Source organism: Streptomyces sp. NPDC002785, assembly GCF_040295565.1.
Classification (GTDB): Bacteria; Actinomycetota; Actinomycetes; order Streptomycetales; family Streptomycetaceae; genus Streptomyces.
In genome coordinates this window covers 36270-58178 of record NZ_JBEOVN010000011.1, presented here as the reverse complement: position 1 = coordinate 58178, position 21909 = coordinate 36270, and the positions used below count along the sequence as shown (strand labels likewise).

Genomic DNA, 21909 nt, shown 5'->3' with positions numbered 1-21909 from the left:
ACGCCCGCATAGAACGGAGGGCCGCGAATCCCGGAGGTGCCGCCGCGCCGACCGCCCTCCCCATGCGTATACGAACCCACTCGACCGCCCCCGGACAGCCGATCAGAACGCGCGTGCGCCCGACTTGCCGCGCTCCAATGGACCGGTGACCGCGCCCCCCGACGACTGCCTCGCACGCAACGAGTGGCTCTGCGGTGCCTACCTGAGCAGCCGTCGCGAGATTCTCTGGGACGCCGTCGTCCAGCACCTCCAGCTCACCGCGGTCTCCGTACTCCTCGGCCTCGTCCTCGCTGTTCCGCTCGCCCTCGCGGCGCGCCGCCGGCGCTGGGCGGCGGGCCCGGTCCTCGGCGTGACGACCATCCTCTACACCGTGCCGTCGCTCGCCATGTTCTCGCTGCTGCTGCCCGTGTACGGACTCTCCGCCTCGCTCGTCGTCGCCGGACTCGTCCTTTACTCGCTCACCCTCCTCGTACGGAACATCCTCGCCGGACTGCGCGCCGTGCCCGAGGAGACCAGGCAGGCCGCACGCGGCATGGGGTACGGCCCCGTGCGGCTGCTCGTCGCCGTGGAACTTCCCCTCGCCCTGCCGGCCGCCATGGCCGGACTGCGTATCGCGACCGTCTCCGCGGTCTCCCTGGTCACCGTCGGCGCGATCGTCGGCTACGGCGGACTCGGCAACCTCATCTATTCCGGGATGAACACGTACTTCAAGGCCCAGGTGCTCACCGCCTCCGTCCTCTGCGTCGTCATCGCCGTCGCCGCCGACGTGTTGCTTCTGCTCGCGCAACGATTCCTGACCCCGTGGACCCGGAGGCAGTCGTGAACGCCCTTGCCGACGCCTGGTCCTGGCTCACGACTTCGGCGCACTGGTCCGGCGACGGCGGCATCTGGAACCGTCTCGGCCAGCACCTGTTCCTCACCGTCGTGTGCCTGCTGATCAGCTGTCTGATCGCGCTGCCCATCGGCCTGGTCCTCGGTCATCTCGGCAAGGGCGGCGCGCTCGCCGTCAACATCTCCAACGTCGGCCGGGCCGTCCCCACCTTCGCCGTGCTGGTGCTGCTGCTCCTCACTCCGATCGGCGGGCACGGCGAGTGGCCGACCATCATCGCCCTCGTCCTCTTCGCCGTACCGCCGCTGCTCACCAACGCCTACGTCGGCATGCGAGAGGTCGACCGTGATGTCGTACGGGCGGCCACGGGAATGGGCATGACGGGCAGACAGCTGATGCTGGGTGTCGAGGTGCCGCTCGCCCTGCCGCTGATCCTCACCGGCGTGCGGATCGCCGCCGTTCAGCTCGTCGCGACCGCCACCCTCGCGGCGCTGGCGGGCGGCGGGGGACTCGGCCGCATCATCACCGCGGGCTTCAACCTCGCCTCCACCGCGCAGGTGGTTGCCGGGGCCACCCTCGTCGCCGCCTTTGCCCTGATCGTCGAAGGGCTCTTCGAAGCGGCGCAGCGGCTCGCCCCCGGCCGGTGCCGTGGCGGGGAATCCGGATGAGGCCGCGCAGGGCCCTCCCCGTGCTCCTGGTGCTCCTGCTACCGGCTGCACCATGGGCCCCTCCCTGGAGAACCAGGGCGAGGTGACCGCACCCCCGGGCGACAGCAAACACCTCACCATCGGCTCGGCGGGTTTCACCGAGAGCGATCTGCTCGCCCAGATGTACGCACTGCTGCTGGGCCGCGCCGGCTACTCCACGAAGATCATCTCCGTCACCAACCGGGAGATCTACGAACCGGCGCTGGAGAGCGGCCGGATCGACGTCGTACCGGAGTACGCCGCCACCTTCGCCGACTGGCTGAACGCCAAGAAGAACGGCGCCGACGCAACCCCGGTCGGTTCGCCCGACCTCGCCGCCACGATGAAGGCCCTGCGCACCCTCGCCGCACCCCGTGGCCTCACCGTCCTCGATCCCGGGCGGGCCGTCGACCAGAACGCCTTCGCGGTCGCCGCCCCGTACGCGGCGAAGCACCACCTGAAGACACTTGGCGACCTGGGCAGATCCGGGCTGCCCGTACGTCTGGCCGCCGGCGACGAATGCGTACAGCGCCCCTACTGCGCACCCGGGCTCAAGAAGACGTACGGCATCCGTATCACGGCCGTGGACCCCAAAGGCGTCGGCACCACCCAGGCCAAACAGGCCGTCCAGAACGGTCAGGACCAGATGGTCCTGACCACCACCACCGACGCCACCCTCGCCAACTTCGGCCTCGTCCTGCTCGCCGACGACAAGCATCTGCAGAACGCGGACTATCTCGTCCCCGTCGTCAACCGGTCCCGGGCGGGCGGCGCGCGCGTACACAAGGCGCTGGGCAAGCTCAACACCGTACTGACGACCGCCGATCTGGCCCGGCTCAACGAGCAGGCCGACAGCTGGCGACGGCTGCCCGAGCACGTGGCACGCAGCTACCTGGAGTCCAGGAAGCTCATCGCGCGCGGGTAGTGCCGGGAGGGGCACCAGCCGCAGATCCACCCCGAGAACCAGCCGCGGACGGGCCGCCGCCCCTTCCTGTGCGGAGCCGCAGCCGCCGGTACGGTTCTCGCCGTCGGCGCCACCACGACCGCCGGCTTCCCCGACCACCGGTACGTCAAGGCGCTGCTGCGGCCCTCGCAGCTCAGGATCGACCGAAAACGCGTTGCCCGCAGGCCGGACGCCTGCCACGATCCCTCTCATGTCTGACGATGATTCAAGCGGTTCGCACCAGGTCGCGGCGCTCTTCTCGCACGGCCGTCTGACGACGATCCCTCGCAAGACGGCCCGCCGCGAGCAGCTGCTGGTCCACCTCACCGAGACGCTCTTCGAGCGGGACCGGACCTACACCGAACGTGAGGTCAACGAGGCACTGCTCACGGTGCACGAGGACTGCTCGGCGCTCCGTCGCTACCTGGTCGTCGCCGGTCTGATGGTCCGCCCCAAGGACGGCAGCAGCTACCGGCGCGGGCGGTAGGGCGAGTCCTGACCGGCAGGGGCCGCGCAACGCGCCCTACGCGTCCGCCACCGAGTCGAACTGCACCTCGTCCCGGCCCACTCCCTGTGCGTCCGCGTCCACCGAGCGGCGCAGCGCCTCGTGGAGCCTGGCCGGAGTCAGCACGCCGAGGAACCGTGCCCCGTCCAGCACCGCGACCCACCCGGCGTCATGCTGCAGCATCTCGCTGAACGCCTGCTTCAGCGGCGCACCGACCGGGACCCAGGCGTCCATCCGGCGGGCCAGCTCGCCGACCGTGCCGCTTTCCCCGGCGATCCGCAGCGCATCCGCCGACACCCAGCCGTGCAGGTCGCCCTCATCGTTCAGCACCACCGCCCAGCGGGCACTCGCACTGCTCAGCCGTGCCGCGGCCGACCCTGACCGGCTCGTTCAGCCGGGCGACCGGTGGCTCATCCAGATCGTCCGGCTCGATCGTGGTGACCGAAAGGCGCTTCAGGCCCCGGTCGGCGCCTACGAACTGCGCCACATACGAGGTCGCGGGAGACCCGAGCACGGCCCCCGGGCTGTCGAACTGCTCGATGTGCCCTGCCCCGTAAACCGCGATACGGTCGCCCATCCGGACTGCCTCCTCGATGTCGTGGGTGACCATCAGGACCGTCTTCCTGACTGTCGACTGCAGGCTCAGGAATTCGTTCTGCAGCCGCTCCCGCACCACCGGGTCGACCGCGCCGAACGGCTCGTCCATCAGCAGCACCGGCGGGTCGGCGGCCAACGCCCTTGCCACGCCGACCCGTTGACGCTGGCCCCCGGAGAGCTGGGCGGGGTAGCGGGAGCCGTAAGTCTTCGGATCGAGGCCCACCAGATCCAGCAGCTCGGCCGCTCGCTCCCGGGCCCTCGCCCGCTTCCAGCCGACCAGCGCGGGGACCGTCGCGGTGTTGTCGAGGATCGTGCGGTGGGGGAAGAGACCGACCTGCTGGATGACATAGCCGATCCGGCGGCGCAGCTTCACCGGATCGACGCCGGAGACGTCCTCGCCGTTGACCAGGATCCGGCCCGACGACGGCTCGATCAGCCGGTTCACCATCATCATCGTGGTGGTCTTGCCGCAGCCGGACGGTCCGACCAGGGTGACGAGTTCCCCTTCGGCGACCTCGAAGGAAAGGCCGGCGACCGCGCTCGTACCGTCCGGATAGACCTTGCTGACCTGCTCGAACCGGATCATGCCTGCACGGTAGGAGGCTCCCGGGGGCGCCGCACACGGGCCGCGACTGTCCGTGTCACGGCCATGTGCTGAACTGTCCGTGGAACATCTGATTCAGGAGCACCTTGTGAGCAGCTACCGGCACCCCGGCATCGTCTTCACCGACCGCTATTTCACGGTCCCGCTCGACCACACAGATCCGGGCGGCGAGCAGATCGAGGTCTTCGGCAGGCAGGCCGTGGCGAGCGGCAAAGCCGGCGAAGAGCTGCCATGGCTGGTCTATCTGGAGGGCGGCCCCGGCTTCGGAGCCCGGCGCTTCATCGGCACGGAGGCATGGCTGGGGCGGGCCGTGCAGGAGTTCCGGGTGCTGCTCCTCGACCAGCGCGGCACCGGCCTCTCCACCCCGGCCAACCGGCAGACCCTGCCGCTGCGCGGCGGCCCGCGCGAGCAGGCCGACTACCTCGCCCACTTCCGCTCCGACAACATCGTGCGCGACTGCGAGCTGATCCGCCCGCAGCTGACCGACGGTGAACCGTGGACGGTACTCGGCCAGTCCTTCGGCGGCTTCTGCGCCGTCCGCTACCTGTCGGCCGCCCCCGAGGGGCTCAAGGCCGTCCTCATCACCGGTGGACTGCCCTCGCTCGACGCACACGCCGACGACGTCTACCGGGCCGCTTACCCGCGGATCGAGCGTAAGGTCACCGCCCACTACGCCCGCTACCCGCAGGACGTCGAGCGCGCCCGGGAGATCACCGCCCACCTCGCCGAACACCGCCCGGAAAGCGCCGGACACCGTCTGACGCCCGAGGGGTTCCAGTCCCTCGGCATCATGCTGGGCAGCGGCAACGGCAGCCACCAGCTGCACTACCTGCTGGAGAACGCCTTCGTCCGCACGCCACTCGGCACCGAACTCTCCGACACCTTCCAGGAGGCCATGCGCACGGCCAACTCGTTCGCCGGGCATCCGCTGTACGCGCTGATGCACGAGGCGATCTACGGCCAGGGCGAGCAGCCCACCGGCTGGGCCGCCGAGCGGGTCCGTGCCGAATTCCCCCAGTTCGACGCGGCCACGGCGCTCAAGGGCGACGGCCCGGTGCTCTTCACCGGAGAGAGCATCCACCCCTGGCACTTCGATGTGGACCCGGCGCTGCGCCCGCTGCGCGAGACCGCCGAGCTGCTGGCCTCCCGCACCGACTGGGCGCCGCTGTACGACACCGAGCGTCTGGCCGCCAACGAGGTACGGGTCGCCGCTGCCGTCTACCACGACGACATGTATGTCGACACCGGGCATGCGCTGCGCACGGCGGAGTCGATCCGCGGGCTGCGTACCTGGGTGACCAACGAGTTCGAGCACGACGGCCTGCGCGCGGGCGGACCGCGCGTACTGGACCGGCTGCTCGCCCTGGTCCGGGACGACGTCTGATCCGTTCCTGCAACGGGAGGAGCCGGTCGCGCGGTGTGCGTGACCGGCTCTCCCCGTTACGGGGCGCGTCAGTTCTGGAGGGCGTCCAGCGTCGCGTCCAGGTTCGCGGCCGAGTGCGGGGCCCGGTTGTACGGCAGCTTCGCCAGGGCCGCCGCCATGCCGCACGTGTTGGTCACGGCGGAGAAGACGAGTCCGGAGCCGATGCCGGCGGAGATCCAGCGCGCGGCCGGGTAGCGCACCCCGGCGAGCAGGCCGGCCACCACGAGCGAACCGGCGGCGAGCCGGACCTGACGCTCCATCGGCCACGTTGCCCGGGCCTCGGCGGGACGGTCGAGATCGCGGCCCTCTCCCTCCCAGGCCGAGGTGCCGCCGGACAGGGTCACGGCGTCGATGTCGGCCGCTGCGAGAATGTCGCAGGCCCGGGTGGAGCGGACGCCGGAGGCACACACGACGAGAAGCGATCCGCGGGCCGCGGCGGACTTCAGAGCGGGCACGGCCTCGTGGAGGCGGTCCAGCGGGATGTTCAGCGCACCGGGAACGTGCCCGGAGGCGTATTCGCCGGGGGCCCGTACATCGATGACGGTGAACTCCGCGAGACGGGCCGCGGCCTGGGCGGGGGAGAGGGAGGCGGGGCTGGTCACGAGCAGTGTTTCCTTTCGTTCACCGGGGCTGAGGAGGGACTCGGTCTCTCCTTCCCCATTCAGGTCAGAATACCCCTTGGGGTATCAGGAGGGGGTGTCGTGGAACTCGACGTGGCGGCCGACGAAGTGAAGTCGGTCCTCAATCGTCTTCGCCGCGCACAAGGCCGGCTCGCCGGGATCATCAGGATGATCGAGGAAGGCCGGGACTGCGAGGACTCGTCACACAGATGGCGGCCGTTTCCCGGGCGCTCGACCGGGCCGGTTTCGCGATCACCGCGACGGGCCTGCAGCACTACGTGGCCGACGGCGGCAGCGAGCCCGCGGACCGTGACCGGACGCGGGCGCGACCGGAGGAACCCTCTTTCTCGCCGGCCTGAGCCCGGAGTCGGAGGTCAGGGGCTGGTGGCAGGGGGGTGACGCCGTGGCTCACACCACGGCGTCGACGAGCATGAACACGGCCACGACCAGCAGTACCGCACCGAAGATCCGTTGCAACGCGGCCGTGGACACCTTCGCGGCCAGGCGCTGCCCGTCCCAGGCCCCGAGCACCGCCGTCGCCGTGAACGGGGCGATCACCGCCCAGTCCAGCGCGGTGGGTGTGGCGAGGCGGGTGACCAGGGCGGCCGTGGAGTTCACCGTGATGACCAGCAGGCTGGTACCGACCGCCGCGGTCATCGGGACGGCCAGCACGGTGACCAGGGCGGGCACCGCGAGAAACCCGCCGCCCACGCCGAGAAACCCGGTCACGGCACCGAGCCCTGCGCCCGCCCGCGCGGCCCGCCCGGCGGGCACGGCGGGCACGGGGTCCTGTGGGGCGGGCTCGGTCCGGGGGCGGAGCATCCGTACCGCGGCGACCACCGCGAGTACGGCGAACGCCGCGGTCAGCACCCCGGACGGAATCCGCACGGACAGCGCCCCGGCGACCGCAGCCGGAACGATTCCGGCTGCGGCAAAGAGGCCTCCCGTACGCCAGCGGACCCTGCCCTTCCTGGCGTGGGTGACCAGCCCGGTGAGGGACGTGATGATGACGATGAGCAGGCCGGCGGTAGTGGCTGCGGCCGGGGTGAAGTCGAGCAGATAGATCAGTGCGGGGACGGCGAGAACGCTTCCGCCGCCGCCCAGTCCGCCGAGCGCCAGACCCACCACCGCCCCGGCGGCCAGTGCCAGGATCAGCGTGGTCATGCGACGGTGCCGGCCGCCCCGTGCCGGTCGTGCACTGGCAGGCCCTCGGAGGCCCAGGCGGTCATGCCGCCCACGACGTCGACGGCCTGCGATCCGCGGTCGGCGAGTATCCGGGCCGCTTGCCGGGACCGGTTGCCGGAGCGACAGATCACCACCACCGGACGGCCCGCCGCCGAGTCCGGCAGCGATGCGCCTTCGGCGAGCCGGGACAGCGGCAGATGGATCGCCCCCGGCGCGTGCCCGGCGTACCACTCGGACGATTCACGTACGTCCAGCAGAACCGCCGCACCGTCGGCGGTCCACCGGGCGGCCTCGGCCGGGCTGACGCGGCCGGGGCCGCGACGGAAGAAGGACATCAGGGAAGACATGGGCAACATTCCTCGGGTGCGGGGTGCGGGGTGCGGGGTGCGGGGTGCGGGGTGCGGACGTCGGGTGATCAGGCCGCGGAAGTGGGGACGGTCAGGCTCAGACCGGCCTGTACCGCCGCACCGAAACCGTCGTCGACGGCCACCACCTCGCGTCCTGCCGCATCCAGCAGTGACGCAGCGATCGCCGCCCGCATCCCGCCCCCACAGTGCACCCACACGACGCCCGGCGGCACCTCGTCCAGCCGCCGGGGCAACTCGTGGACGGGAATGTGCACCGCCCCTGCGATGGCACCGCCGCCGTGCTCGACGTCTCTGCGCACATCGAGAACCACCGGGTCCTCGCCGCGCGCCCGGGCAGCCGCCAGACCCGCGAAGTCGGACCTGCGGAACGACCGCAGCCCTGCTGGCTCGCGTACCCAGTCCACGGGATCGCCGGTGGCCGCGGCCACCGGCCGGCCCATGCCGACGCGGCACAGCTCCCGCTGCGCATGCGCGACATCGGCGGCCTCGCTCGCCAGTAGGGTGACCGGCTTCCCCCACGGGATCAGCCAGGCCAGATACGTCGCGAGCTGTCCCTCGCCCTCGAAGTTGAACGACCCCGCGACATGCCCCTCGGCGAACGCCACCCGGCTGCGCAGATCCACCACCCACTCGCCCGCGGCCAGCCGCCGGGAGATCTCCTCGGCATCGGCCGCTTCGGGCGGGGTCAGATCGAGCGGATCGGGGCCCGCCGCATTGGCCGGTCCCATGTGCGCGTAGTAGGCGGGTACGTCGTCCAGACCGGCGAGCAATTCGGCGACAAAGGTGTCCACGTCCTTGACCAGCGCGTCGTTCCGCTTCCGCTCGTCGCCGATGGTCGTCGCTGTTCCCTCGGCCTGCGAGGAGGAACAGAAGCTGCCGAAGCCATGCGTCGGCAGAACGGGAACGGCGTCTTCGAGCTTGTCGGCGAGCCGGTGCGCGGAGGCGTGCTGGGCGCGGGCCAGTTCGGCGGTGAGCCGCGGCTCTACCAGATCGGGCCGGCCCACAGTGCCGATCAGCAGTGAGCCGCCGGTGAAGGCGGCGACGGCGCGACCGTCCTCCTCCAGCACATAGGACGTGTGGTGCGGGGTGTGCCCGGGAGTGGCGAGCGCTCGCAGGGTGAGGCCGTCGTCGACCGGTGCGGTGTCACCGTCGGCCACCGGAACCCGGCTGAAGGAGACCTCCGCGTCGGCGGGTACCAGGTACCGCGCCCCGGTGACGCGCGCCAGCTCCAAACCGCCGGTCACATAGTCGTTGTGCAGATGCGTCTCCACCACCAGGGCGATCCGCACACCGCGCCGGGCGGCCGCGGTGATGACCCGGTCGATGTCGCGCGGCGGATCCACGACCAGGGCGGCCCGCTGCCCGCCCGCCAGATAACTGCGGTTTCCGAGGCCCGCTGTCTCCATGGTGTCGACGAAAAACACGGCACGACTCCTTCCGTTCGGGTCACCCCGGCGGGTATCTGTTGTTCAGACTAACATTAATACCCCAGGGGGTATTTGGCGTGTTGATGTTGTCCAGACCATTGACATGTCAGCGACATGATGTTGAATTCGGTGGTGTTGTGTTGTGCGACTCCGGTGACTTGAGTGATCAATGGAGGACCTGTGACGCCTCGCCCACCCCGTCTCACCGCACTCGGCACGGCGGCGACCCTGCTCGCCGGCGGTCTGCTGACCGCCGTGCCGCCCGCCCAGGCGGCCGACAGCGCCCGGGCCGCCACCCCGGCGAAGGCCGCGGTGGGTCAGCGGACAGCCGCCATCACGCCGACCCCGCAGTCCGTGAAGAACCGACCCGACCGGATCACCATCAGCCCGACCGTCACCCTGGTGGCGGGCGCAACCTCCGACGAGCCATCCCTCAAGGTGGTGGAGACCGCTCTGCGCCGGGCCGGTGCCCTGCGTGTCGTACGCAGCGACAGACCCGCCAGGAGCGGGCTCACCGTCCATGTCGGTGACTCTGCCGCGCTTGCCGCCCAGCACCTCGACGGCCCGTCCGCGCTGCCCGCCGACGGCTATGTCCTCGGCATCGGCTCCGGTCGCATCGTCCTCGCCGGCAAGGACGCCAACGGCACGTACTACGCCGCGCAGACCCTGCGTCAGGTCCTGCCGCAGGCGAAACATCCGGGTGCCGAGGTCGCGGGACTCGCCGTACGCGACTGGCCCGGCACCGCGCTGCGCGGCGTCATCGAGGGCTTCTACGGCACCCCGTGGTCGCACCAGGCCCGGCTCGACCAGCTCGACTACTACGGCGAGCACAAGATGAACATCTATGTGTACTCGCCGAAGGACGACCCGTATCTCCGCGCGAAGTGGCGCGATGCCTACCCCGCCGACCGGTTGGCCCAGATCAAGGAGCTCACCGACCGAGCCGTCCAGCGGCATGTGGAGTTCACGTACGCACTCTCACCCGGCCTCTCCGTCTGTTACAGCTCGGACGCCGACGCCAAGGCGCTCGTCGACAAGTTCCAGACGATCTGGGACATCGGCGTACGGACCTTCGCCGTGCCCCTCGACGACATCAGCTACACCGACTGGAACTGCGCCGAGGACAAGGCGAAGTGGGGGACCGGCGGCGCTGCGGCAGGCGCGGCGCAGGCCTATCTGCTCAACCGGGTCAACAAGGAGTTCATCTCCACCCACCCCGGCGCCCAGCCGCTCCAGATGGTCCCCACCGAGTACTACGACGTCTCCGCGTCGCCGTACAAGAAGGCGCTGTCTGAGCAGCTCGACCCCGATGTACTCGTCGAATGGACCGGTGTCGGCGTCGTCGCGCCGACCATGACCGTCGCACAGGCCGAGGCCGCCCGCACGGTCTTCAACCACCCGATCCTGACGTGGGACAACTACCCGGTCAACGACTACACGACCAACCGGCTGTTGCTCGGCCCGTTCAACGGACGGGAGAAGGGGCTGCCCGGCAAGCTGGCCGGGATCACCGCCAACCCGATGATCCAGCCGTACGCCTCGAAGATCGCCCTCCACACCGTTTCCGACTATGCCTGGAACGACGCCGCGTACGACCCCCGCACCTCATGGGGCGAGGGACTGAAGGAGTACGCGGGCGGCGACCCCCGCACCGAAAAGGCGCTGCGGGCCTTCGCCGACGTCAACTACAGCTCGGCTCTCAACAAGGACCAGGCCCCCGAACTGGCGGCGGAGATCGCCGGTTACTGGAAGTCCGGTGACGCCGCCGGGCTCACCTCGGCGCTCGTCGCGCTCGGCTCCGCACCCGGCCGGTTGCGCGGCAGCCTCCCGGACCGCGGCTTCATCGCCGACTCCGGCCCCTGGCTGGATGCGACCGAGTCCTGGGCCACCGCCGCCCGCACCGCCCTGCGCATGGTCGAGGCGGCCCGAGCCGGAAAGGGTGCGTAGGCCTGGGAGCTCCGACAGCAGCTGCCCGTACAGGTCACCGAGGCGAAGTCCTTCGCGTACACCGGCCTCGACGGCCGCAAGGTGCCGGTCGTCGTCGGCGACGGGGTGCTGGACCGGTTCATCGACGCGGCGAACGCGGAGCACGACCGGATCCTCGGAGTGAGCGGGCGGCCCTCGGCATCGACCAGCCTGGGCACGTACCAGAGCAACGCGCTCGCGCGGATGCTGGACGGCGACGACTCCACGTACTTCTGGAGCGACGGTGCGCCCGCCGCAGGTGACCAGATCACCGTGGACCTGGGCCGGGCGCGGGACATCGGCGACATCGCCCTCGCCATGGCCAAGCCAGGCAGCATCGACGACTACCTCCACGAAGGGGTGCTCGAGTACTCGGCCGACGGGCAGAGGTGGCAGCAGCTCACCGCCTTCTCCGGAAAGCCGGACGTCACCGCGACGGTGCCCGCCGGCACGAAGGCCCGCTATGTGCGGGCACGGGCGACCGCGGGCCAGGACAACTGGCTCGTCGTACGGGAGTTCAGCGTCGCGACCGAGGACGGAGCGGTGACCGGCGGGCCGCCTGCCGCGACCGGATCCTCGCTGCAGGCGGCGTCCGACGGAGACCCGGGCACCGTCTACCGGGCGGCTCGCGCTCCGGAGGCCGGGGAGTCGCTGGAGGTCGAGCTCGTCGCCGCACGTCCCGTGCGATCCGTCACCGTCCTGCAGTCGGCCGGGTCCGCGGGCCGTGCCGACATCCAGCTGAGGGGCACCGACGGAACGTGGCAGACCGTCGGCGCGCTCGTCGGCCCGTACACCGAGGTGCCCGCCGCGGGCCGTACAGCCGAGGCGGTACGCCTGGTCTGGCGCGCCGGGTCGGCGGCGCCGCAGATCGCCGAAGTGGTGGTGGTCGGCCAGGGCTGAGGGCTGCCCGGCAGATCACGGCCGGGGTCGCGCCGTTCACCAACCCTGGCCGACCCGTCCCGCGCCCGGTCCGGCCCGAAGTCTTTCGGGCCGGACCGGGTGTATCCATGTCCGCCTCCGGCCGAAACCGGCACCGGCAGGTTGTTCCCAGAGGGGCAAGCGACCGCTTAGTATGCGCCGGAGCAGTGGTAATGCCGACAGTGTTGTGGAGGCCCCTCATGCAGGCATGGCGAGTGCACCGGAACGGCGAGCCGAGCGAGGTGATGCGGCTCGAAGAGACCGACCGGCCCGCGCCCGGCGACGGGCAGGCGCTCCTCAAGGTGCTCGCGGCGGACATCAACTTCCCCGACGCGCTGCTCTGCCGCGGTCAGTACCAGGTGCGGCCGCCGCTGCCGTTCACACCCGGCGTGGAGATCTGCGGCGAGACACCGGACGGGCGCCGCGTGCTCGCCACCCCCTCCCTGCCGAACGGCGGATTCGCCGAGTACGTCGTCGCGGACGAGGCGTCCCTCCTGCCCGCCCCGGAAGCCCTGGACGACACCGAGGCCGCCGCCCTGCACATCGGCTACCAGACCGGCTGGTTCGGCCTGCACCGCAGGGCGCACCTTCAGGCGGGCGAGACCCTCCTGGTCCATGCGGCGGCCGGCGGTGTCGGCAGCGCGGCCGTCCAGCTCGGCAAGGCGGCCGGAGCCACCGTCATCGGCGTTGTCGGAGGCCCCGAGAAGTCGAAGACCGCCAGTGAGCTCGGCTGCGACCTGGTCATCGACCGGCGCAGCGAGGACATCGTCGCCGCGGTCAAGGAAGCCACCGGCGGACGCGGCGCCGACGTGGTGTACGACCCGGTCGGCGGCGAAGCGTACGCCAAGTCCGTGAAGTGCATCGCCTTCGAGGGACGGGTCGTCGTCGTGGGCTTCGCGAGCGGCGTCGTCCCCACCCCGGCGCTGAACCACGCCCTGGTCAAGAACTACTCGATCCTCGGACTCCACTGGGGTCTGTACAACACCAAGGACCCGGCCGCTGTCCGAGCCTGCCACGACGAACTCACCCGACTCGCGGCGCAGGGCGTCATCAAGCCGCTGATCAGTGAGCGGGTAGAGATGGACGGGGCCGCGGCCGCCGTCCAGCGGGTCGCCGACGGCACCAGCACCGGCCGGATCGTCGTCCTCCCGACAGGAGCCGCCCGATGACAACCCCTGACGCGGCCGGACTCCGCCGCCGCACCCAGGACCTGCTCGCCGCGCACCCCCCGGCCACCACCGACCGCACCGACTTCCTCAAGGCCCGCTTCGACGCCGGACTCGCCTGGGTGCACTACCCGGCCGGACTCGGCGGACTCGACGCGCCGCGCTCCCTGCAGCCCGTCGTGGACGCCGAACTCGACGCCGCGGGCGCCCCCGACAACGATCCGCGCCGGATCGGCATCGGCCTCGGCATGGCCGCCCCCACCATCCTCGGCTACGGCACGGACGAGCAGAAGCAGCGCTTCCTGCGGCCGTTGTGGGTCGGCGAGGAGGTCTGGTGTCAGCTCTTCAGCGAACCGGGCGCCGGCTCCGACCTCGCCGCCCTCGGCACCCGCGCCGTCCGCGACGGCGAGGACTGGGTGGTCGACGGACAGAAGGTCTGGACGTCCAGCGCCCATCTGGCCCGCTGGGCGATCCTTATCGCCCGCACCGACCCGGACCAGCCCAAGCACCGCGGTATCAGCTACTTCATCTGCGACATGACCGACCCCGGCGTCGAGGTGCGGCCGCTGCGCCAGATCACCGGCGAGGCCGAGTTCAACGAGGTCTTCCTGACCGCCGTACGGATCCCGGACAGCAGGCGCCTCGGCCCGGTCGGCGAAGGCTGGAAGGTCGCCCAGACCACCCTGATGAACGAGCGGGTCTCCATCGGCGGGGCACGTATCCCGCGTGAGGGCGGCATGATCGGCCCGGCCGCCCGCACCTGGCGTGAACGTCCCGAACTGCGCACCCATGACCTCCACCAGCGCCTGTTGACCCTCTGGGTCGAGGCCGAGGTCGCCAGGCTCACCGGCACCCGGCTGCGCCAGCAGCTCGTCGCCGGACAGCCCGGTCCCGAGGGCTCCGGCATGAAGCTCGCCTTCGCCCGGCTCAACCAGGAGATCAGCGGCCTGGAAGTCGAACTCCTCGGCGAGGAGGGTCTGCTGTACAGCGACTGGACCATGCGCCGCCCGGAGCTCGTCGACTTCACCGGACGTGACGCCGGCTACCGCTATCTCCGCTCCAAGGGCAATTCCATCGAGGGCGGCACCAGCGAGGTGCTGCTCAACATCGTTGCCGAGCGCGTCCTCGGCCTGCCCGTCGAGCCGCGCAACGACAAGGACGTCGCCTGGAAGGACCTGGCCCGATGACCGCACCGACCGAAGAGACCCAGGCACCCGATCTGCTGTACTCGGAGGCCGAGGACGATCTGCGGGCGGCCGTGCGTTCGCTGCTCACCGACCGGTGCGACGCGCCGACGGTGCTCGCCCGGGTCGAGTCCGACACTCCGTACGACCCGCAGCTCTGGAAGGCCCTCGCCACCGACATCGGCACCGCCGGGCTGCTGGTGCCGGAGAAGCTGGGCGGGCAGGGCGCCGGACACCGCGAGGCCGCGGTGGTGCTGGAGGAGCTGGGTCGCAGCGTGGCTCCCGCGCCGTATCTGACCAGTGCGGTCGTCGCCACCGAGACGCTCCTCGCGCTGAGGACGCAGGACGGGCCGGTCGCCGAACTCCTCGGCGACCTCGCCACCGGCCGCAAGGTCGCGGTCCTTGCCGTGCCGTTCTCCGCCTCGGAGCCCGGCGCCGCGCAGCCGGCCGGCGTCGTGGCCGGCACGCTGGCGGGAGCGGTGACCGGCGTCGCCGACGCGACCGCGGCCGATGTGCTGCTGATGCCCACGACCGACGGTCTGTACGCGGTGGAGACCGGCTCCGAAGGTGTCGTCGTCGAGCCGCTCGTCCCGCTCGATCTGACCCGCCCGGTCGCCGGCGTCACCCTCACCGGAGCCGCGGGAACCCGCCTGGCCGACGGCGCGTCCGCAGTCTCCGCCGTGCGCCGAGGGCTGCTGGCGGGCGCCGGACTGCTCGCCTCCGAACAGCTCGGACTCGCCGAGTGGTGCCTGACCGAGACGGTCCGCCACACCCGCGAGCGGCACCAGTTCAATCGGCCGGTCGGTTCGTTCCAGGCCCTCAAGCACCGCATGGCACAGCTCTGGCTGGAGGTCGTTTCGGCCCGTGCCGCCGCGCGGAATGCCGCGGATGCCCTCGCGACCAACAGCCCCGACACGCCGTTGGCGGTGGCCGTCGCACAGGCGTACTGCTCGAAAGTCGCGGTGCATGCGGCGGAGGAGTGCATTCAGCTGCACGGCGGCATCGGCATGACGTGGGAGCACCCGGCGCACCTGTATCTCAAGCGCGCCAAGGCCGACTCGATCGCGTACGGCACGGCAGGACACCATCGCGAGACCATCGCCGAACTCATGGAACTGCCCGCGCCGTAATCGAAGATCGGGAACAGCCCGCGGTTCAGTGGGACTTGGGAGCGGAGGCGCGTGTCCACGCACCTCCGCTCCACCGTTTCCCCGCCCGGCGGGGTACCGAGCATCCCTTTACCTGTTGTTTAATTGCGACTGATTCGCAATAACAGTCGATCTTCAATAAGGGATGTGCTGAGTATGACGGCCCGATCGATACGGGGAGCGGTCGCCGCGACACTGGCGACCGTGCTGTCGTTGACCGCGGCAGCCTGCTCACAACCAGGTGGCTCGGACGGCAGTAACTCCGGTTCGGGTGCTGGGGACTCGGCAGTGGTCGCAATCGCCTACGAGCCCGACAGCCTCAGCCCGCTCCTGGGCTACGGCAAGGACGGCAACTCCAAGATCTTCGACGGGCTGCTCGCCCTCGACGGGAACATGAAGCTGCGGCCCGCGCTCGCCACCGCCCTTCCCGAGGTGAGCGGCGACCAACTCACGTACACGTACAAGCTCCGCCGGGGCGTGAAGTTCAGCGACGGGAAGCCGTTCGGCGCCAAGGACGTCGTCTTCACCTATCGCACCATCCTGGACGAAAAGACCAACAACGCGTCCCGGACCGAACTCGACGCGGTGAAGAGCGTCGCAGCGACCGGCGACGACACCGTGGTCTTCACGCTCAAGTACCCCTACGCGCCCTTCGCCCAGCGCACCGTCCTGCCCATCGCCCCCGAACACGTCGCGGGCAAGCAGGACGTCAACACCGGCGCCTTCACGACCCACCCCATCGGCACCGGACCGTACCTCCTCACCAAGTGGTCCAAGGGCGAGAAGCTGAGCTTCAAGGCCAATCCCGACTACTGGGGCGGCGCGCCGAAGGTGAAGAAGTTCACCATGGCGATCATCAAGGACGACGATGTACGTGCCACCCGGCTGCGCTCCGGCGAGCTCGACGGCGCGATCCTGCCGCCCAACCTGGCCAAGGGATTCGCCCGCGACAGCGGCACGCGGACGTACGCCGCCACGACGTACGACTACCGCACCGTGACTCTGCCCACCCACAACAAGGTCGCGGGCGACACCGCGATCCGGCGCGCCCTCGACGTCGCCGTCGACCGGCAGGCCATGGTCGACTCCGTACTCAACGGCGAGGGCAGGGCAGCCTACGGACCCGTCCCCACCGACAGCGAGTGGTTCACCAAGGGCACCGAACGCACCCACGACCTGGCCGCCGCGAAGAAGATCCTCGACGACGCCGGGTGGAAGCCGGGCAAGGACGGCATCCGGGCCAAGGACGGCGTACGCGCCGCGTTCCCGCTCTGGTACCTCACCGGCGACAAGCTCCGCCAGGACCACGCACTCGCCTACGCCTCCGACGCCAAGAAGGCCGGCGTCGACATCACCACCGAGGCCGGGACGTGGGAGGTCATCGAGCCCCGGATGAAGCAGGAAGCGGTCCTCGCGGGCGGCGGATCGCCCGCCGACCCCGACTTCGACCAGTACACCCTGCTGAAGTCCTCGCTCGCGGGCGACGGCTTCAACAACATGGCGTGGTACGACAACAAGGCCGTCGACCAGGCACTCGAAGCGGGCCGCAGGAGCGGCGACAAGCCCGAACGCAAGGCCGCCTACGACACCGTCCAGCGCGAACTGGTGAAGGACCCCGGCTACACCTTCCTCACCCACATCGACCATCTCTACGTCGTGAAGGACCGTTTCGGCGCGCTCACCACCCAGGTGGAACCGCACGACCACGGCCTGGCATCCGGCCCGTGGTGGAACGTCGAGAACTGGACGCCGAAGAAGTGAGCCACCGCCTTCCCTGGGGGGCGATGGGCAGGATGGCGGGCCGGCGGGCGCTGCTCGCCGTCCCCGTCCTGGCCGCCGTGACGTTCGGCGTGTTCGCCGTCGCCGCCGCCTCCCCCTTCGATCCGGTCAAGGCGTACGCGGGCACCGCCGGTCTCACCGCCTCGCAGGAGAACCTCGACCAGCTGCGGGCCAACCTCGGCGTCGACCAGCCCCTCGTGACCCGCTGGTGGAACTGGCTGACCTCCGCGCTGAGCGGCGACCTCGGCGACTCCAGCGTGATGCGCCAGCCGGTCGCCGATGTCATCGGCGAACGCCTGGGCTGGTCCGTGCTGCTCGCCGCGAGCGCCTTCGTCGTCGCTGTCGTCCTGGGTACGGGCCTCGGCGTGCTGGCCGCACGCAGGCCCGGCGGCCTGCTCGACCGGGGAGCCGGCTCCGCCGCGTACACGCTCGAAGCCGCCCCGGCCTTCTGGCTCGGACTGCTCGCCATCTGGTTCTTCGCCTTGAAGCTCGATGTGCTCCCGGCCGGCGGTCTCACCGACGCGGCCAGCGACACGGTCACCTTCGGCCAGGTCGCCACCCATCTGGTGCTCCCGGCCGCTGTGCTCGGGATCTCCCAGCTGCCGTGGTTCTTCCTCTACGTACGCCAGGGCGTCGCCGACGCGCTGGGCGAGGACCCGGTGCGCGGCGCCCGCTACCGCGGACTGCGCGAACGCACCGTGCTGCTCGGCCACGCACTGCGCTCCGGGATGCTGCCGATGCTCACCCTCATCGGCTCCCGCGTCCCCGAACTCATCACCGGCGCCCTGCTCGTCGAAACGGTCTTCAGCTGGCCCGGCATCGCCGCCGCCACCGTGCAGGCCGCCACTTCCGTCGACTTCCCGCTGCTCGCGGCACTCACGGTGCTCGCCACCGCAGCGGTCGTCCTCGGCAACCTCCTCTCCGATCTGCTGTACGCGATCGCCGACCCGCGAGTGGGCTTCGATGGCTGAATTCGTCCTCGGACCCGCCCGCCGCACCAGCCGCCGCATCCGCGTGGTCAGCTCCGTCGGGATTGTCGCCGCGGTGCTGCTCGCGGTACTCCTCGTACCGCCGCTGGTCCAGCTCGACCAGCAGGCCGTCGACCTCGCGGCCAAACTCCAACCACCTTCCTGGCAGCACCCGTTCGGCACCGACGACGTCGGCCGCGACCTGCTGCTGCGCTGCGTCTACGGGCTCCGCGTCTCGCTGCTCGTCGGCATCGTCGCCGGGCTCACCGCCACCGTCATCGGGACCGCCGTCGGTGCGCTCGCCGCCGCGTTCGGAGGTTGGACCGACCGGATCGTCATGCGGCTGGTGGACACCTTCTCGTCCGTACCGCACCTGCTGCTCGGCATCTTCATCGTCGCCATGTTCCGGCCCGGCGTGGGCCCGGTGATCGTGTCCGTCGCCCTCACCCACTGGCTCTCGACGGCCCGGATCGTCCGCTCCGAAGTGCTGTCGCTGCGCTCGCGCGCGTTCATCGATGCGGCGATCTCCGGAGGGGCCTCGCGCGGGCGGGTCATCGTCCGGCATCTGGTGCCCGCAGTGCTTCCGCAGGCGGGCCTCGCCGCGGTGCTCATGGTGCCGCACGCCATGTGGCACGAGTCCGCGCTCTCCTTCCTGGGGCTCGGGCTCCCCACCCACCAGGCGAGCCTCGGCAACCTCGTGCAGACGGCGCGCGGTTCGCTGCTCGCCGGGGACTGGTGGCCGACGCTCTTCCCCGGCCTGTTCCTGATCATCCCGACCCTCGCTCTGGCGGGCCTCGCCGGTGTCTGGCGGGAACGGATCAACCCGCGCCGCCGATCGGAGCTGATGCTGTGAAGACCACCCCGGACCCACAGAGCCCGGACCTCCAGGCCCCGGACCCGCAGACCCCGGTCCTCTCCGTCCGTGGGCTCTCCGTCCGCTTCCGGATGCGCGGCGGGCGGCACATCGCGGCCGTCAGCGACGCACACTTCGACCTTGCGGCGGGGGAGTGCCTGGCCCTGGTCGGCGAGAGCGGCTGCGGCAAATCCGTACTCGCCTCAGCGCTGCTGGGGCTGCTCCCCGGCAATGCGCAGACCGAGGGTTCGGCGGTGCTCGGTGACGGCACCGATCTCCTCACCGCCGATGAACGGACTCTCGCCCGCACCGTTCGAGGCCGACGCATCGGACTCGTGCCGCAGAGCCCCGCAGCCCACCTCACCCCGGTTCGAACGGTGCGCGCCCAACTGGAGGAGACCCTCCGTGAACTGACCGGCATCCGAAGGCCCGCACTGCGCGCCGCGGCGGTGCAGGCCGCCGAGCGCGCAGCGTTCCCGGCCGGTCACCTGGACCGGTATCCGCACGAACTCTCCGGCGGTCTCGCCCAGCGCGCCGCGACCGCGCTCGCCCTGATCGGCGACGCACCCCTGCTCCTGGCAGACGAACCGACCACCGGACTCGACCGCGACCTGGTCGAGCGAACCGTCGACGAACTGCGCCGCCACACCGACGGGGGCAGGGCTCTGTTGATCATCACCCATGATCTGGCCGCGGCCGAGCGGATCGCCGACCGGGTTGCCGTGATGTACGCGGGTCGCATCGTCGAACTCGCCGACGCCGACCGGTTCTTCGGAGAACCGGGACCACACCATCCCTACGCGCGCGGCCTTCTCGACGCCCTGCCCGAGCGTGCCTTCGCCCCCATCCCCGGAATGCCACCGGAGCTCGGAGCCCTCCCCGACGGGTGCGCGTTCGCGGCCCGCTGCAGCCGCGCCGACGACCGGTGCTCCGTACCACCCCCGTTCGACGGCCATCTCGCCTGCCACCACGGTGTGCGGGCAGGCGCGGAGGAGTCCGCCCATGCTTGAACTCACCCGTATCACCGCCGGATACGACCCCCACGACCCCGTCGTTCGCGATGCATCCCTGACGATCGCGCCGGGGGAGTCCGTTGGACTGCTCGGCCCGAGCGGCTGCGGCAAATCCACCCTGGCCAAGGTCGCCGCCCTGCTCCACCGCCCGGACGCGGGCACGGTCGCACTCGACGGCGAGCCCGTGCGCGGCTGGCGGCACCGCGCCCCGCGGGCGCAGCGCACCGCAGTCGGCGTCGTCTTCCAGCAGCCCCGGCTCTCGGCCGACCCCCGGCTCAGCCTGCGCGAACTCATCGCCCAGCCGCTGCGGGCGACCGGCCGGCGCTCGGAGGTGACGGACCGGGTGGCCGAGCTGGCACCGGCCGTCGGTCTTACGGCCGAACTGCTGAACCGGTGTCCCCATGAGGTGAGCGACGGCCAATTGCAGCGTGCCTGTCTGGCCAGGGCGCTGGTCCTGCGGCCGCGCTGGCTGATCTGCGACGAGATGACCGCGATGCTCGACGCGTCGACGACCGCTGCGCTGGTCGCGGTGGTCGAGGCCTACCGACGCGAGTCCGGGGCCGGGCTGCTGGCCGTCGGCCACGACCGCGTGCTGCTGGAACGCTGGTGCGACCGCACAGTCGGCTGGCAGGGTATCTCCGGGCGCGTCGCGACGCGGGAGTCCACGAGCCCGACCGGATGAGCCCATGCCTCTACTCGATCGCGTCCGACCGTCCGATCCGCTCTTGCTCCCGGGAGAGTCCATGGCGTTCCCGACCCGCCGAAGCGTCGTCACCACCGCGCTCGCCACCGTCGCCGCAGGCACAGCGCTGTCCCTGCAGACGGCCGTCGCGTCCGAGGCGTCCGCCGCGCCCTCGGCCGCAGGCCGCCACCGTCCGCGCCCGCTGCGCCGGGCCCACGCGCACAACGACTACCTGCACACGCACCCCCTCCACGACGCCCTCGCCCACGGCTTCACCAGCGTCGAGGCAGACATATTCCTCGTGGACGGGGAACTGCTGGTCGCCCACGAGGCCACCGACCTCGACCCCAACCGAACCCTTGCTTCGCTCTACCTCGACCCGCTGCTGGCCAGAGTCAGGGCCAACCACGGTACGGTCCACCCCGGCTACCGCGAACCCGTCCAGCTACTGATCGACATCAAGACCGACGGGGCCGCCGCCTACCTCGAACTCGACCGGCAGCTGAGGCGATTCCGTCAGATGCTGACGGCGTACCACCACGGCCGGGTGCGGCCCGGTGCGATCACACCCGTCATCTCCGGCGACCGCGCCGCCCGCTTCCCGATGGAGGCGCAGCGCACGCGGTACGCCTTCTACGACGGCCGGCCGGACGACCTCGGGACCGCGGCCACCGCCTCGTTCATCCCGCTCATCAGCAGCAGTTGGAGCGGCAACTTCAGCTGGCTGGGCGCGGGCCCCTTCCCCGTGGCCGAACGGGACAAACTGCGCTCGCTCGTCGCCACGGCCCACCGAAGCGGCCAACGTGTCCGTTTCTGGGCCACGCCCGACGTCGCGGGACCGGAGCGCGATGCCGTATGGACCGAGCTGCTGGCCGCCAGGGTCGACCACCTCAACACCGACGACCTGGCAGGGCTCGAACACTTCCTGCGCACCCATGACAGGGACGCCAGGACCGGGGCCGCTCGCCTCGGCGGCTGACCGGAAGCGGACGCACCGTTCTGAGCGTGACAGTCAGTCAACACCCATATGGCGGACATGCCAGTCC

17 protein-coding genes and 4 pseudogenes are annotated in these 21909 nt (G+C 70.9%); 16 read left to right on the top strand and 5 right to left on the bottom strand.

Going from position 1 to position 21909, the window contains the following annotated elements:
- The first annotated feature begins 145 nt into the window (after positions 1 to 145).
- The 4 genes and pseudogenes from ABTZ94_RS05350 to ABTZ94_RS05335 all read left to right on the top strand — a co-directional run bounded on the left by ABTZ94_RS05350 (position 146) and on the right by ABTZ94_RS05335 (position 2945).
- A complete protein-coding gene (locus ABTZ94_RS05350; protein ID WP_351197693.1) occupies positions 146 to 823 on the top strand; it encodes an ABC transporter permease in 678 nt (225 codons plus the stop codon).
- Complete coding sequence (locus tag ABTZ94_RS05345) at positions 820 to 1497, top strand: ABC transporter permease (protein ID WP_351197691.1); 678 nt, start codon at positions 820 to 822, stop codon at positions 1495 to 1497. The genes ABTZ94_RS05350 and ABTZ94_RS05345 overlap by 4 nt, the downstream gene beginning before the upstream one ends.
- Positions 1494 to 2440 (top strand): annotated as a pseudogene (locus tag ABTZ94_RS05340) (ABC transporter substrate-binding protein). Before ABTZ94_RS05345 ends, ABTZ94_RS05340 begins: the two are co-directional and overlap by 4 nt.
- 229 nt (positions 2441 to 2669) lie before the next feature.
- On the top strand, positions 2670 to 2945 hold the full coding sequence (locus ABTZ94_RS05335) for a DUF2087 domain-containing protein (RefSeq protein WP_351197689.1): 276 nt from the start codon (positions 2670 to 2672) through the stop codon (positions 2943 to 2945).
- A gap of 36 nt (positions 2946 to 2981) precedes the next feature.
- Here ABTZ94_RS05335 and ABTZ94_RS05330 read toward each other — a convergent pair.
- Positions 2982 to 4146, bottom strand: a pseudogene (locus ABTZ94_RS05330) (ABC transporter ATP-binding protein).
- 106 nt (positions 4147 to 4252) lie between these two features.
- Between ABTZ94_RS05330 and ABTZ94_RS05325 the strand changes: the two are divergent.
- Entirely contained in the window at positions 4253 to 5548 is a 1296-nt protein-coding gene (locus ABTZ94_RS05325) for an alpha/beta fold hydrolase (protein WP_351197687.1), read from the top strand.
- 68 nt (positions 5549 to 5616) lie between these two features.
- Here ABTZ94_RS05325 and ABTZ94_RS05320 read toward each other — a convergent pair whose 3' ends face one another.
- Entirely contained in the window at positions 5617 to 6189 is a 573-nt protein-coding gene (locus ABTZ94_RS05320; RefSeq protein WP_351197685.1) for a rhodanese-like domain-containing protein, read from the bottom strand.
- Between the two features lie 99 nt (positions 6190 to 6288).
- On the opposite strand from ABTZ94_RS05320, the pseudogene ABTZ94_RS05315 reads away from it, so the two are divergent.
- A pseudogene (locus ABTZ94_RS05315) lies at positions 6289 to 6566 on the top strand (metal-sensitive transcriptional regulator).
- A 49-nt stretch (positions 6567 to 6615) separates the two neighbouring features.
- Here ABTZ94_RS05315 and ABTZ94_RS05310 read toward each other — a convergent pair.
- The 3 genes from ABTZ94_RS05310 to ABTZ94_RS05300 form a co-directional block, all read right to left on the bottom strand.
- On the bottom strand, positions 6616 to 7371 hold the full coding sequence (locus ABTZ94_RS05310) for a sulfite exporter TauE/SafE family protein (protein WP_351197683.1): 756 nt from the start codon (positions 7369 to 7371) through the stop codon (positions 6616 to 6618).
- Complete coding sequence (locus ABTZ94_RS05305) at positions 7368 to 7727, bottom strand: rhodanese-like domain-containing protein (protein ID WP_351197743.1); 360 nt, start codon at positions 7725 to 7727, stop codon at positions 7368 to 7370. The genes ABTZ94_RS05310 and ABTZ94_RS05305 overlap by 4 nt, the downstream gene beginning before the upstream one ends.
- An 80-nt stretch (positions 7728 to 7807) precedes the next feature.
- On the bottom strand, positions 7808 to 9184 hold the full coding sequence (locus ABTZ94_RS05300; RefSeq protein ID WP_351197681.1) for an MBL fold metallo-hydrolase: 1377 nt from the start codon (positions 9182 to 9184) through the stop codon (positions 7808 to 7810).
- A 183-nt stretch (positions 9185 to 9367) separates the two neighbouring features.
- Here ABTZ94_RS05300 and ABTZ94_RS05295 point away from each other — a divergent pair.
- The 10 genes and pseudogenes from ABTZ94_RS05295 (at position 9368) to ABTZ94_RS05250 (ending at position 21842) form a co-directional block, all read left to right on the top strand.
- A pseudogene (locus tag ABTZ94_RS05295) lies at positions 9368 to 12052 on the top strand (glycoside hydrolase family 84 protein).
- A gap of 218 nt (positions 12053 to 12270) precedes the next feature.
- Entirely contained in the window at positions 12271 to 13239 is a 969-nt protein-coding gene (locus ABTZ94_RS05290; RefSeq protein WP_351197679.1) for an NADPH:quinone oxidoreductase family protein, read from the top strand.
- Complete coding sequence (locus ABTZ94_RS05285) at positions 13236 to 14423, top strand: acyl-CoA dehydrogenase family protein (protein WP_351197677.1); 1188 nt, start codon at positions 13236 to 13238, stop codon at positions 14421 to 14423. Before ABTZ94_RS05290 ends, ABTZ94_RS05285 begins: the two co-directional genes overlap by 4 nt.
- Positions 14420 to 15550, top strand: a complete 1131-nt coding sequence (locus ABTZ94_RS05280) for an acyl-CoA dehydrogenase family protein (RefSeq protein ID WP_351197675.1) — start codon at positions 14420 to 14422, stop codon at positions 15548 to 15550. Before ABTZ94_RS05285 ends, ABTZ94_RS05280 begins: the two co-directional genes overlap by 4 nt.
- Before the next feature lie 174 nt (positions 15551 to 15724).
- Entirely contained in the window at positions 15725 to 17329 is a 1605-nt protein-coding gene (locus tag ABTZ94_RS05275; protein ID WP_351197673.1) for an ABC transporter substrate-binding protein, read from the top strand.
- 23 nt (positions 17330 to 17352) lie between these two features.
- Positions 17353 to 18318 carry an ABC transporter permease gene (locus ABTZ94_RS05270; RefSeq protein WP_351197741.1) on the top strand — a complete coding sequence of 322 codons (966 nt, stop codon included), beginning with the start codon at positions 17353 to 17355 and terminating at the stop codon, positions 18316 to 18318.
- Entirely contained in the window at positions 18311 to 19168 is an 858-nt protein-coding gene (locus ABTZ94_RS05265; protein ID WP_351197671.1) for an ABC transporter permease, read from the top strand. The genes ABTZ94_RS05270 and ABTZ94_RS05265 overlap by 8 nt, the downstream gene beginning before the upstream one ends.
- A 92-nt stretch (positions 19169 to 19260) precedes the next feature.
- Positions 19261 to 20178, top strand: a complete 918-nt coding sequence (locus ABTZ94_RS05260; RefSeq protein WP_351197739.1) for an ABC transporter ATP-binding protein — start codon at positions 19261 to 19263, stop codon at positions 20176 to 20178.
- Complete coding sequence (locus ABTZ94_RS05255) at positions 20171 to 20863, top strand: ABC transporter ATP-binding protein (RefSeq protein ID WP_351197669.1); 693 nt, start codon at positions 20171 to 20173, stop codon at positions 20861 to 20863. Before ABTZ94_RS05260 ends, ABTZ94_RS05255 begins: the two co-directional genes overlap by 8 nt.
- Positions 20864 to 20924: 61 nt before the next feature.
- Positions 20925 to 21842: a phosphatidylinositol-specific phospholipase C/glycerophosphodiester phosphodiesterase family protein gene (locus ABTZ94_RS05250; protein ID WP_351197667.1), complete on the top strand. Its 918-nt coding sequence runs from the start codon at positions 20925 to 20927 to the stop codon at positions 21840 to 21842.
- Positions 21843 to 21909 lie beyond the last annotated feature (67 nt).